This window comes from Sphingomonas sp. S2M10, from assembly GCF_012650175.1.
GTDB lineage: Bacteria > Pseudomonadota > Alphaproteobacteria > Sphingomonadales > Sphingomonadaceae > Sphingomonas.
On record NZ_JAAILI010000008.1, the window covers coordinates 417,727 to 430,411 of the forward strand.

General features: G+C 65.3%; 12 protein-coding genes. 4 read left to right on the plus strand and 8 right to left on the minus strand.

Annotated features, from left to right (window positions below):
- Nucleotides 1-5 precede the first annotated feature (5 nt).
- Nucleotides 6-1,367: a DUF1501 domain-containing protein gene (locus tag S2M10_RS03340; RefSeq protein WP_168844840.1), complete on the plus strand. Its 1,362-nt coding sequence runs from the start codon at nt 6-8 to the stop codon at nt 1,365-1,367.
- On the opposite strand, the gene S2M10_RS03345 is transcribed toward S2M10_RS03340, so the two are convergent.
- The 4 genes from S2M10_RS03345 to S2M10_RS03360 all read right to left on the minus strand — a co-directional run bounded on the left by S2M10_RS03345 (nt 1,364) and on the right by S2M10_RS03360 (nt 5,105).
- Nucleotides 1,364-2,110 (minus strand): metallophosphoesterase, encoded by a 747-nt coding sequence (locus tag S2M10_RS03345; protein ID WP_168844841.1) that lies wholly within the window; start codon nt 2,108-2,110, stop codon nt 1,364-1,366. The genes S2M10_RS03340 and S2M10_RS03345 overlap by 4 nt on opposite strands.
- The gene (locus S2M10_RS03350) at nt 2,107-2,949 is read right to left on the minus strand and encodes a diacylglycerol kinase family protein (RefSeq protein WP_168844842.1); all 843 of its coding nucleotides are present in this window, start codon (nt 2,947-2,949) and stop codon (nt 2,107-2,109) included. Before S2M10_RS03350 ends, S2M10_RS03345 begins: the two co-directional genes overlap by 4 nt.
- Before the next feature lie 104 nt (nt 2,950-3,053).
- Nucleotides 3,054-3,827, minus strand: coding sequence for an enoyl-CoA hydratase-related protein (locus S2M10_RS03355; protein ID WP_168844843.1), 774 nt, complete (start codon nt 3,825-3,827; stop codon nt 3,054-3,056).
- Nucleotides 3,828-3,884: 57 nt separating this feature from the next.
- Nucleotides 3,885-5,105: an FAD-dependent oxidoreductase gene (locus S2M10_RS03360; RefSeq protein ID WP_168844844.1), complete on the minus strand. Its 1,221-nt coding sequence runs from the start codon at nt 5,103-5,105 to the stop codon at nt 3,885-3,887.
- A gap of 372 nt (nt 5,106-5,477) precedes the next feature.
- Here S2M10_RS03360 and S2M10_RS03365 point away from each other — a divergent pair, with 372 nt between their 5' ends.
- The gene (locus tag S2M10_RS03365) at nt 5,478-8,234 is read left to right on the plus strand and encodes a TonB-dependent receptor (protein WP_168844845.1); all 2,757 of its coding nucleotides are present in this window, start codon (nt 5,478-5,480) and stop codon (nt 8,232-8,234) included.
- A 492-nt stretch (nt 8,235-8,726) separates the two neighbouring features.
- Entirely contained in the window at nt 8,727-9,425 is a 699-nt protein-coding gene (locus tag S2M10_RS03370) for a DUF4145 domain-containing protein (protein WP_211090829.1), read from the plus strand.
- A 235-nt stretch (nt 9,426-9,660) separates the two neighbouring features.
- Here S2M10_RS03370 and S2M10_RS03375 read toward each other — a convergent pair whose 3' ends face one another.
- The 3 genes from S2M10_RS03375 to S2M10_RS03385 are packed head-to-tail and all read right to left on the minus strand — an operon-like array spanning nt 9,661 to nt 10,605.
- Entirely contained in the window at nt 9,661-9,987 is a 327-nt protein-coding gene (locus S2M10_RS03375) for a hypothetical protein (protein WP_168844846.1), read from the minus strand.
- A gap of 37 nt (nt 9,988-10,024) precedes the next feature.
- Nucleotides 10,025-10,417 (minus strand): hypothetical protein, encoded by a 393-nt coding sequence (locus tag S2M10_RS03380; protein WP_168844847.1) that lies wholly within the window; start codon nt 10,415-10,417, stop codon nt 10,025-10,027.
- Nucleotides 10,378-10,605, minus strand: a complete 228-nt coding sequence (locus tag S2M10_RS03385; RefSeq protein ID WP_168844848.1) for a hypothetical protein — start codon at nt 10,603-10,605, stop codon at nt 10,378-10,380. Before S2M10_RS03385 ends, S2M10_RS03380 begins: the two co-directional genes overlap by 40 nt.
- A 299-nt stretch (nt 10,606-10,904) precedes the next feature.
- On the opposite strand from S2M10_RS03385, the gene S2M10_RS03390 reads away from it, so the two are divergent.
- The gene (locus tag S2M10_RS03390; protein ID WP_168844849.1) at nt 10,905-11,174 is read left to right on the plus strand and encodes a hypothetical protein; all 270 of its coding nucleotides are present in this window, start codon (nt 10,905-10,907) and stop codon (nt 11,172-11,174) included.
- A gap of 41 nt (nt 11,175-11,215) precedes the next feature.
- On the opposite strand, the gene S2M10_RS03395 is transcribed toward S2M10_RS03390, so the two are convergent.
- Entirely contained in the window at nt 11,216-12,661 is a 1,446-nt protein-coding gene (locus S2M10_RS03395) for an SGNH/GDSL hydrolase family protein (RefSeq protein WP_168844850.1), read from the minus strand.
- Nucleotides 12,662-12,685: the final 24 nt, after the last annotated feature.

Below are 12,685 nucleotides of genomic sequence, written 5' to 3' on the forward strand. Positions count from 1 at the left end.
ATCCGATGACGCTTTCCCGACGCGATTTCGTGCGGCTCTCCGCCGGCACCGGCGCCCTTGCCGCCATGGCCCAGCTCGGCCGCACCGCCGCTATTGCCGCCCCCAGCGGCGCCTATCGGGCGATGGTGGGTATCTTTCTCTTCGGTGGCAATGACGGCTGGAACATGGTCGTTCCCACCGATGCCAGGCATGCTGCCTACCAGGCCGCACGCGGCGCCATCGCCCTGCCGCGCAGCAGCCTCACGCCGCTGACCAACAGCAGTTACGCCCTTCACCCGGCGATGGCGGCGCTGCGCCCGATCTGGGACGAGGGCGCGCTGTCGCTCGTGCTCAATACCGGGACGCTGTTCGCACCGCTGACCAAGGCAACCTACGGCTCCCGTCCGGACCTGCGGCCGAGCAACCTGATGAGCCACGCCGACGAGCAGGCGCACTGGCAGGGCCTTCGTGCCCGCGATGCTGCCAAGGACGGCTTCCTCGGGCGCATGGCCGATCGGATGCCGCAAGGCCGGCTGTCGCCGCTGATCTCGCTCAGCGGGTCGACGCTTGCTGTGATCGGGCAGCGCACCGTACCGCTGGTCATCCCTGCCTCGGGACTGCCGACGCGCGCGGGCTATAATGCCGCCGACACCGCCAGGAATCTGGCCAGCGCGGCGCTGGCGGCCAGCGATGGCGGCCCGATCATGGCCGGAGCCGAGAAGACGCTGCGCGAGAGCTATGACCAGGCCGAGCTTGCCGCCACCCTGCTCTCGGGCACGAGCAGCATCGCGCGCTACTTCGTCGATGCAAAGGGCAACATGCTGACCAGCGACATCGCCGCCCAGCTGCTCGCCACCGCGCGCATGATCGAGGCACGGGGTACCCTGGGCCATAGCCGCCAGACGTTCCTGGTGAGCATGGCAAGCTTCGATCATCACGCCAACCAGATCCAGCCCGGTAACCCCGCGGCCGGCACGCACGCTGCACAGCTGGGTGAACTGGCCGAAGCGATGGCCGCCTTTCACCGGGCGATGAAGGCGATGGGCGTAGGCGCGAACGTCACGAGCTTCACGATGAGCGATTTCGGCCGAACCTATGCCAGCAATGCGCAGAACGGCACCGATCACGCCTGGGGAAACAACCACCTCGTGATGGGTGGCGACGTCGCCAAGGGCGGAATCTTCGGCACCTATCCCGATCCGGTACTGGGCGGCGCAGACGATATCACCCGGGAGGGGCGCTTCGTCCCGGGCGTGTCGCAGGAGGAATATCTCGGCGCGATCGCCCGCTGGCACGGGGTTAGCGATGCCGACATGCCCTATGTCTTTCCCAACTGGACGACCTGGTCGACCGCCGGACGGGGGCCGCTGCCGCTGTTCCGGCGCTAGAGCGCGACGCTCGGTTCGCCGAGGAAGCGGGCACGGGTGGAGAAGCTCGCGCCGTCGACGGTGATCTCGTTGAACGAGGGCGGCTGGTCGCGGGTGCGTTCCGACAGGGTGCCGGCCCCGATCAGCCGCACCGCCCGCTCGCCGACGCGGTGCTCGATATCGAACGGATCATGGACATGGCCGCTCAGCACGGCATGCGCGCCGGCCTGTGCCAGCGCCTCCAGCGCCCGCTGACCGCCGCGCGTGCGCGACGTGGCGCGCGTGCCGGCATCGATCAGCGGGTGATGGGCCGCGACGAACACCAGGTCGCCCGCCGGCACCGCCTCCGCGAGCGCAAGCGACTTCTGCAACGCCCGCTTGCTCACATGCCCCTTCGACCAATTGGTGCGAAACTGGAAACGCGCGGTGGTCTTGAGCGGCACGATCGACACGCCGCGCACGTCGAGCGGCCGTTCGATCATCCGCTCCAGCGCCCGGTAGCGCCGATAGGGCATGGCCAGCCGGGCGAACGGGTTGAAATAGGGCAGGTCGTGATTGCCCACCTCCACCGTCACCGGCACGCCCAGCCCTTCGAGCCATTCGGCAGCGGCGGCGAACTCCTTCGCCCGCGCGCGCATCGTCAGGTCGCCGGTCATGATCACCGCCGCCGGCCGTTCCTCGCGGACGCGAGCGTCGAACCAGTCGACCGCTTCACGATCCTCCCGGCCGAAATGAACGTCGCTGACATGGAAAAAGCGGGTCATGCGGCCGGCGACTCCTGGCGGGTAGCAATGAAGGTCTCCAGGCTGCGCCCCGCGCGGATGGTGGTGCCTGGTTCCAGCGTCTCGGGCTCGCCGTCGAACAGCGCGAGGACCGGCTGGCGCTCGCCCAGGCGCAGCTGTTCGGTGCGGCTCTCGGTCACAGCCCGCGCGGCGACCCAGTCTCCCGTTACCCATTCCCAGCCGAGTTGCGCGATCGATCCCCAGTCGCGAGCGTCCACTGCCGCCACGTCCAGGCCCTGCGGCGTCGGCGTGACGAACACCGCCTGATAGCGATCGCCAAGCTCGCGCGCGCCGTAAACGCGCACCCCGCGCCGGTGGAAGGTGGAGCGCCATGCGCCGCGTACCGCGGCCACCAGCCTGCCGAAGCGCCCCTTGCGCACCACTTCGCGCGCGCGGAACCAACTGGCCGCAGGCCCGAGGATCAGGCCGACAAAGGCGCGATGTTCCCCGGCGATCACATAGGGCAGCGCTACCCGCCGGTCGCACCCATAAGCCGCATGAATGATCTTGTGGGGGTCGGTCTCGTCATGCAGCGCCTTGGCGAGCAGGTTCATCGTGCCCCCCGGCAGGATCAGGAAGGCGCCTTCCCAGTCCGCCAAGGCGCACAGGGCGGCGTTGATCGTCCCGTCACCGGCAAACAGCACCACCGTGTCCACGCCCGCGGCATCGAGTGCGGCCCCCTCGGGCAGCGGATCGGCGGGGAAGCGCGTACGCCCGGCAAGGGTCAGGCCGCGCTCCTCGAACACGGCTTCCATCGCGTCGCACTTCGCCTGGGACGTGGTGCCGGAATTCGGATTGGTGATGAACCACAGCGTCTGCATGGCCCTCGTAACGCCCGAGAAGCGATTTCGTGGCGTGGCCCGGCACAGCGCCGATTGCCCCGAACGACACAGCCCGACCACCACGGCCAAGCGCCACCCCGCCTCTATCGGCCCCGGAACTGCGGCTCGCGCTTCGCCAGGAACGCGGCGATCGCCTCGCGGCAATCCTCGGTCTTCGACGCGATGCTCTGGTGATCCGCCTCGATCTCCATGCTCTCCGCCAGCGTGCCGGACAGCGCCGCCGCCACCTGCTTGCGGATCAGCCCCAGCGCAACGGTAGGCATCGCCGCCAGCTTGGCGGCCAGGCCCTGGGCGACATGCGCCAGCGCACCATCCTCCACCACCCGCGTCACCAGCCCGGCCGCCAGCGCTTCCTCGGCCGGCATCCGCTCGCCGAGCAGTGCCATCTCCAGCAGCCGTGCCCGCCCCGCGGCCTTGCCGATCAGCCAGGTCGCGCCGGCATCCGGGACAAGGCCGATATTGGCGAAGGCGAGCAACAGATAGGCTGATTGGGCCATCACCACGATGTCGGCGGCGAGCGCGATCGACGCACCCGCCCCCGCCGCCGCGCCGTTGACGGCGCTGACGATCGGGATTGGCAGCTCGGCCATGGTCGCGATCACCGGATTATAATGCTGCCGCAGCGCCTCGCCCGAATCGCGCATGCCGACGCTGGCGGTGAGGTCCGCGCCCGCGCAGAACGCCCGCCCCTCGCCGGTGAGCAGCACCGCCCGCGCGCCGTCGTCGGCTGCCTGCCGTAGCGTCGCGCCAAGCAGATCGAGCATGTCGGGGGTCAGCGCGTTGAGCCGGTCGGGGCGGTTCAGGCGCACCACCGCGACATCGCCTTCCATCGCAAGCAGCACCGGCGCGTCGGACATCCTCATTTCTCCTTCTGGTTGGGAGCAGGGATGCCCGGACGGCGCGGCGCGTGCAACTCAAAGCTCCTTCAGCACCACCGCCGGGTCGGCGAGCGTCGCGGGATCGACGATCATCCGCTCCGCCACCAGCCGCTTGCCCTGCACATAGTCCCGCATGGCGTTGACGCAGTCGAGCGCGATCACCCGTCCCTGCTTGAGATAGATCACCGAGAAGGACCGCGTAGCCGGATCACCGCGCAGCACCGTCGCGTCGTGCCCGATCGACAGGCCCACCGTCTGCAGCTTGAGGTCATATTGGTTCGACCAGAACCAGGGCACCGCGTCATAATGCGCGTCCTGCCCGGTCAGCAGCTTCGCGACGACATTGGCCTGGTCGTTGGCGTTCTGCACCGATTCGAGCCGGATCTCGGCATGGTCCGCGTAGGCGTTGGCGTGCAGCGCGCAGTCGCCGATCGCGTAGACGTCCGGCAGGCTGGTGCGGCACTGCGCATCCACCGCCACGCCGTTGCCGCCCGCGGCGCCCGCTTCCAGCAGCGGCGCCACCTCCGGCACGATGCCGATGCCGACGATCACCATGTCCGCCGGCAGCACCGCACCATCTGCCAGCCGGACGCCGCAGACGCGGCCGTCCTGCTCCTCCAGACAGTCGACCAGCGCGCCGGTGCGGATCTCAACGCCGTGCGCGCGATGCTCGGCCTCGTAGAAGCGCGACAGCGGTGCGCCGGCGACGCGGGCGAGCACCCGGTCCATCGCCTCCAGCACCACCACCTGCTTGTCCGCCTTGATCAGCGCGGCGGCCGCCTCGAGCCCGATATAGCCGCCGCCGATCACGACGATCCGCCGGGTGGCGGGCAGTTCGGCTAGCAGCTGGTCGACGTCGCGGCGGGTGCGGATCGCATGGACGCCGGCGAGATCATGTCCGCTGCACGCCAGCCGCCGCGCGCTGCCGCCCGCAGACCACACGAGCGCGCCATAGCCGATCTGTGCGCCGGCCGCATCGGTGACGGTCTTCGCCGCCGGATCGACCGCGACGACGCGCCGCCCGGCGAGCATCGTCACCGCCCGCTCTTCCCAGAAGCCGGGCGCGCGGATCAGGATGCGCTCGAAGCTCTTCTCGCCCTTGAGATAGTCCTTGGAGAGCGGCGGCCGTTCATAGGGGAGCTCGGGATCTTCGCCGATCATCGCCAGCGTCCCCGCGAACCCCGCCTGCCGCAACGCCACCGCGCACTGCGCCCCGCCATGGCCGGTGCCGACGATCAGAATATCGAACCTGTCCAACCTGCTCTCCCCGCTCGACGCGCACGGCGTCCTGTCCGTTGCACCCACGGTGCTACCCGCGGAGCTGTAGCGCGCCCGTCCCGTCCCGCCAAATGCCGCGCAAGCGGCCGCTGCGTCGCACAAATTTTTCCGATTCGTAATGTTCGCGTCACAACTTTTCCGCACCTGCGGCCCTGCAGGAGGAATGGGAATTGGGCTCAGCGACATCACGCGGTTCGGCGGTCCGTCCGCAGGGCTGAGACCGCAGGCACGCGGCGGCACCGCCGCACGCCGCCATTCCATCGGCACATTGCATCCATGGGCGCTGGCCGGCGCGATCGCGGGGATCGCGCGGGGCCTGCGCAACCGCAATTACGATCAAAGGGGGAATATATGTACCAGAACGTCACCATGTGGCGCCGGCATGCCGGCCTGCTTGCCGGTGCCGCGGTCGCCGCGCTGATCGCGCAGCCCGCCGGCGCGCAGACGAGCCCGGGCACCGACACCGCGCAGGCCGAATCGGGCGAGGAAATCGTCGTCTCGGGCTATCGCCGCAGCCTGCAGGAGGCGATCGAGCTGAAGCGCGAGAATGTCGGCTTCTCGGATTCGATCATCGCCACCGACATCGCCGACTTCCCCGACCAGAACCTGTCCGAGGCGCTGCAGCGCGTGCCGGGCGTGACGATCGAGCGCAACAAGGGGCTCGGCACCCGCGTCAACGTGCGCGGCCTGCCCAGCGAATTCACCTTCGTCTCGATCAACAAGCTGGCCACCGCCTCGGGCTCGGGCGGCCGCGACGTCGAGTTCGACATCTTCGCCTCGGAACTGATTCAGTCGGTCACCGTGCAGAAGTCGCCGCGCGCCTCGGACGAAGAGGGCGGCATCGCCGGCTCGGTCGCGATCCGCACCGCGCGCCCGTTCGACACGCCGGGCTTCCGCCTCGTCGGCAGCGCCGAGGGTGCGTACAACTCGATCTCCGAGAAGATCGACCCCAATTTCTCGGTGCTCGCCAGCAACACCTTCGGTGATTTCGGCGTGCTGGTATCGGTCGCGCGGCAGAAGCGCAGCAACCGGACGGACAGCAATTCGGGCATCAACTTCCGCCCGATCTCCCGCTGGACCGACCGCGCCGGCACCAACCGCAACCAGGCGATCGCGGTGCTCGCACGCGATGCTGGCGTGACTTTCTCGGACGCAGACAAGAACAAGATCGTGTTCCTCGACAAGGTCGGCGACCGCGTCTATTTCAACGATCAGGACCGCCTCGGCGTCTCGGGCGCGGTGCAGTACAAGCCGAGCGACAAATTCTCGCTGAGCTTCGACGCGTTCGTCGGCTCCTACGACACGGTCGAGGACGAATATGACGCCGCCGGCTATTCGGCCTCGAGCAACTCGACGCTCGAGCGGATCTACGACGCCGACAAGACCACGCTGTCGCAGTCGGGCATCGTCGTGCTGCGCGACGTCGCCTATACCAACACCCAGCACGAATTCCTCAGCAAGGAATATCGCAACGACACCGATTATCGCCAGTTCGGCGGCGAACTGAACTGGGAAACCGGCCAGTGGCAGATCAACGTGCTCGGCGGCTATTCGGGCGCCAAGAAGACGCGCGACTATGCCAATCTGAAGCACGTCGCCTATGCGCCCTCGCGCACCCGCTACACCGAAACCGGCGGCGAGACGATCAAGAGCGACAACCCCAAGTCGATCGACATGTACAACGCGCCGTCCGCCTATCTGTTCGAGGCGTATGAGACGACGCTGGAGCGGATCAAGGACGACAAGTACGCGGCGCAGGCCGACGTCACCTATCTCGCCGATTTCGCCGGGTTCGAGGCGCTGAAGCGCGTCAATCTCGGCGCGCGCTATACCAACAAGAGCAATGAGCGCGAATATGGCGAGGAGAAGATCCAGGGGCCGACGCGCGGCAGCACCGCCTATGTCAACAAGCGCACGCTGGCCGACAGCCCGCTGCAGAACGTGATCGATATCGCCGGCGGCAAGGCCTATCAGGCGCGCGACCTCAGCTGGTCGCAGATCTCGAACGACTATGCGCGCAGCTTCTTCCGCCCGCAGGGTTTCGTCACCCCGTTCGATCCGGGCCAGTACTACAAGGTGCGCGAGACGACCTGGGCCGGCTATGGCATGGTCGATTTCGAGTTCGACGTCGCGGTGCCGGTGTTCGTCAATCTCGGCGCGCGCTACGTCCGCACGACGGTCAAGTCGGAAGGCTTCCACCAGGTGCAGAAGCCCAACGGCCAGACCGGCCTCACCGATGCGCCGGTGTCGAGCGAGGGCCGCTACAGCAAGCTGCTGCCGGCGTTCAACGCCCGCGCCGAGCTGACCAACAGCCTGTATCTGCGCGGCGCCGCCTCGCAGACGCTGATCCGCCCGGCGCTGACCAACCTCGCCTATAAGCGCACCGCCAGCTTCAACGACTTCCGCTATTCGGACGGCAACCCGAACCTCAAGCCGACCTATGCCGATCAGTGGGAAGTCGGCGTCGAGAAATATGTCGGCGACGGCGGCATCCTGGCTGCGTCCTATTTCTGGAAGAAGATCAAGGGCGTGGTGGTGAACAAGCTGACCGGCACGGTGCCGGACGTCACCAAGTACAACGCCAACGGCACGATCGACGGCGTGTACGACTTCGACGTCTACCAGCCGGTCAACGCCGAGGGTTCGTACGATGTGAGCGGCGTCGAGCTGAACGCGGTGGTGCCGTTCGGCATGCTGGTGCGCTGGCTGGACGGCTTCGGCGTCAACGCCAACTATACCTTCCTCGACAGCTCGCTGACCGGACAGTCGGACCTCAAGATCCCGACCGCGCCGATCGGCCTGTCCGACAACACCTACAATGCCACGCTGTTCTACGACAAGGGCCCGCTCTCGGTGCGCGTGTCGTACAACTGGAAGGGCGCCTATGTGGAGCGGATCGAGCGCAACTTCTATCCGGTCTATCGCTCGGCCTATGGCCAGTTCGACCTCGCCGCGAGCTATCAGGTGATGAAGAACTTCCGCGTGGAACTGCAGGGCATCAACATCGGCAACGCCAAGACCAAGGGCTATACGATGGATCCCTCGTTCCCGGCGATGTACGAACTGTCCGGCAGCCGCATCAGCCTGGGCGCGCGCGTTCAGTTCTGATCCCGTTCCTGCCCCTTCGCCGCGGCGAGGGGGCAGGTTCGCCCTCCCCGAGCAGCGCCGCAGCGATGTGCATGATCCTCGTTGACGAGCATGCACCGATTGTGGCACTCGCCGCTCAATAGCGCGATACGTCGCCGTTTCGCGGGTGTAGCTCAATGGTAGAGCAGAAGCTTCCCAAGCTGGCACGATCCGCGAAAAACCGTCGATTTCGTTGCAAAACATGCTTCGAAATATCGCAACTCGCTCAGTCAGTTACGAAGGCGCAGCAAAACAACATGCGCGGTTTCTGAGAGTAGCTTGCGGCAAAACGATGCGAAGCTCGCTGTCCGCTTTCCTTGCTTCGTGCATAGGCGCAACCGCCATCATTCTCGCAGGCGGTTTCGAGATCTGCTGGGATGGTGGCAAGTACCGCTCGACGCTTCGCACGTCCAATTGACAACCACACCTCTCGCGCCGAGGCTTGTGTCCAATCGGAGGCCTCAGGAGGCTTGCATGCCAGAGATTATGAGTAATTGCCCACGCTGCCAGACAAAACAGGTGTCGCTTGAGATTAAGGGTGACGTCTTAGTGGAAACGGGCTTTCAATATTCGGATCATGAAGTTTTAGCCAAGTGCCGGATTTGCGGTCGTACGTCGATTTTCTCGATGCGTCATAACCATTCCCGGGGTACAGTTCTGTACAATCACGACGGCGCAATCACGGCATATAAGGGCGGCGCGGATCAATTATATATTCGAAGCGTGGTAACGATTTTCGATGCGAGCCCACCACTACCACCGCCTAATGTGCCCCGCGAAATTGAAGTCATTTTCAACGAAGGCGCGTTGGCGTTCGTCTACGGCTGCTTCAATGCGGCTGGGGCAATGTTTCGCCTAGTTCTGGACCTCACTAGCAAGACCTTGCTGCCTGATGTGAATTCCAACGAAGATCAGCCGAACGCCAAACAGCGGAATAATCTGTTCGACCGCCTAGGATGGCTATTCGATTCTGGCAAACTTCCTAAGGATCTCCGCGCCATCGCCGATTGCGTCCGTCAAGATGGGAACGACGCTGCACACGATGGGTCACTAGCGAAAATCGATGCAGAGGACCTACTTGATTTCACCGCGGCCATGCTTAGCAGAGTATTCACCGAACCGGCGAGGATCGCAGCCGCCGAAGCGCGTCGGAAGGCTCGGCGAGAGAGCTGATTGTGGGCTCGGCAGGAAAACGGCAATTAGCCAGCTTCAAGCACTTAGCTTGCCCACCCGTTCGGAAATCACGCGCGAACGCCTGAGGGCGGTTGGAAATTTGCCTAACCTTTTCGGCCAAACGGCAGCGAATCGTGAACCCCTAACCGCCCCCGGCGAGATTTCGGCAGAAACGCTGCTGAACCTCCCGCCATATTGCGTGTGGCGGCCAAGAGCCGGCATTGCCTCTATCGTTCTAATCCGCACCCCGACGCGCCGCGCGCAGCGCATCGAGAAACGCCGACGATCGCTCGACGCCGACTTGGCGCGTGATGGCGTTGACGGCGGCGGTCATCTCCTGGCTGCGGCCGAATGCCGTCGCCCCCTGCCCCGTCTCCGATCGTCCGACGGCAGATCTCCAGAATTGATCGATCCAGTTACGCTCCGCGCCGCACAGGTGCAGGAACGCGAGCGCCAGGCGGAGCGCGGCCGAGGCAGGCACCGCGCCCTCCCGGGCGCGCTCCTGCGCTTCATCCACCACGCACAACGCGTGGAAGATCGCTCGATCTCTGGCGACTCGCATTGGCGGAACATGACGAGAACATATGTCGGCGTCCAGATCAGGAATCGGCCTGAGCCGGCTCCAGCCGGTACACGCCGTACTGCGCCCGAGACAGCCGCCAGACGCCGCCGGTGGCGTCCGCCACCAGCTTCCGCACCCGGTAGGCGAGCGGTCGCGCGACATTCGACGACGTGTCCGGCCGAGCGGCCGCCATCGCTTCAATCTGCTCGATCGGCGCCGAGCCCGACTGCCGGATCAGCAAGGCAAGCAGGGCGGCCGCGCGCCGCGTTACCGACAGCTGGCCGCCCTCGTAGAAGATCGCCGGGTTGCGGCTATGGGCATGCCGCGCGCGCCACGGCCCCCAGGTGACGGTCGGAGGCAGGTCGCACCGGCAGCGCTCGCAGACTGCCATCAGCCGGCGGTCGCCTCGAGGAGCTTCTCGATGCTCCATGCTACCCGCGTCGATGGCGTACCCGGCTCGGCAACGATGAACCTATCGCGCCGCTGCCAGACCATGTGGCCGGTCTTCATGGCGAAGCATACGAGGCCGGGGTGGGAATCGAACGTCATCGTTACCAGGATCGACTGCAGGAAAGGCAGCATCCAAGCGGCGACAGCGTCACCTTGGTCTACGTTCATCAGTTTCTCCTAAGTCGTCGCGACATTGAGCCTGAAGGCGGCTGAAGCCCAGGCGTAATGCGAACGGCACGTTTGCCCGCGCGTTCAAGTTCATGAGATCGAGCAGAGGTCGGACGCAGCACCAGGACTGCGCTGGCCGTTAAATCGACCTCGCCTCGCATGTCCGCAGCTTGGCGGACATGCCGTGTCCGGTTTGGAGACGCTCCGGGAATCTACTTTGTTGCGGACCGTTTCCGAAACGATTATCTCTCATTCTGGGCAAGGCACAGAGCTTCGGCTCTAACTTTCTGGGGGATTGCGTGGGTCACGCATCGCTTTTCGATGTCATCACTGTCGGGCTGATCATAGCGTTCCTGCTCGGCATGATTGTCTACAACATCAGGAACATCCGCTACGGCGAGTGCAAAGACTGCGGCGCGCAGGTCGGTGACGCCGAGAGTGAGTGCGCAGACTGCTACGCCGAACGCTGCGGCTACCCCCGCACTGGCAATGGCCGCTTCGGCATGCAATCGAACGATGCGACGTCTACGCATAGCGTTAAAGCGGTCGAGCCTATCGCTGACAATTGACAGATGACGTGCGGCGATGCGCCTGCCGGCGGGAGGAGCAATTATGCTCCCACCAAGTAGGTCACGTTTGAATCCGCCTTTTTGCCGTATCCAGGCCGGGCCAGATGGATCGTGTCGAAACGGTCGGCGGTGACGAACGATAGCGTGGTGTAGTCCAACACCGGGGAAAGGCTCAGCGACGACGCGACAGTGTCGACGGCCGTCAGGAAATCAGATGTCAGGGTGTAGTTGCTGCCTGGGGCTCCCGTGTTCGTCTTGACCGGTACGATGTTGGCCGACGGCGTGATCGCCTTGATGCGGTTCATGATGTTGGTCAGCGCCGTCTGATAATCGGCTGCCGCAACGCCCAGGTTCTTGTCGTTTGCGCCAAGCTCCACGAACCACGCATCCGCATCGATCGCACCGATCGCATAGAAGGCCGCCCACGCATTCGCTGCGCTAGGCGTGGTGTAGGGGGACCAGTTGCCGGCGGTGTCATAGGCCTTGGAGCCAGGCCAGCCGATATTGATGATCTCCAGGCGCGGGCTGGTCGTGTCGTACGGGACAATCAGCGCAATATAGATATCCCCGCCCGCAGAGGTGATGCTGATCGGGTCGAGAGAGGGCCCGCCCGATCGGGTGAAGCTGGTACGGCGCATACCCGAGTTGCCGTTGAGGGTGACATTTGATCCGGTGACCGCCCGACAATCCACGGGGCTGGGGGAAAGCGGGCCGTTCGCGTCGCTCACCGTCATCGCGGAGGCAAGGCTGCCGAACGTGGCATAGATGATGTCGAACCTGTCTGCCGGATATTGCGGCGTGTAGCCGAAGCTGCCGAACGTCGAGCCGGTGAACCACACCATGAAGCCACCGAACGACAGGTTCTTGAGCGTCCACCCTGTGCCCATCGTGATGTTCGGGTTGGAAGCAGACAGATCCGCAACGACGTTGTTGATCATCGAAGAGCAGAAGGCATCTGCCCGCGCCGGGATGCCTCGGGCGTTCAGCTTATCTGCTACTTGCTGCGGATATGCATTGGCGCGAAGGAAGTTACCGCCTGATCCCGCACCAGTGCCGGAGGAAGTGCCTAACAACGCACCACTGCCCCATCCGGCCGTAAGGCTGTCGCCCAGGTAGACAGCGATCTGCCGCTGGTTCGCCTCTTTCTTGGCCTGGAGCGCAGGCAGCGTGAATGTCGGCGAAGGTGTCGGCGCCGGGATGATGGCTGAACCAGTGCTGGCGCCAACGCCGAGCGAGACCGCGATCGCCGCCACGCTAGCCGGCACCACGATACGACGCATCCGCTTGGTGGTGCTGTCTTCCAGTGCGATCTCCGTCGGCTGTCCGCGATCGAGGGCTCCACCGACGTTCAGGGCAGCAAAGTCCGCCGCGTTTGCAGGTGCCGCCAAACCAGCGCGCACCGCCGCCGAGGCGAAAGCGTCAGCCACCGACATGCGATAGGGATTACGGTCCGGGTACCGCAGGTCCCAGAGCAGGATGTCTTTCATCGGAGTATGATCCTTGCGGTTGGA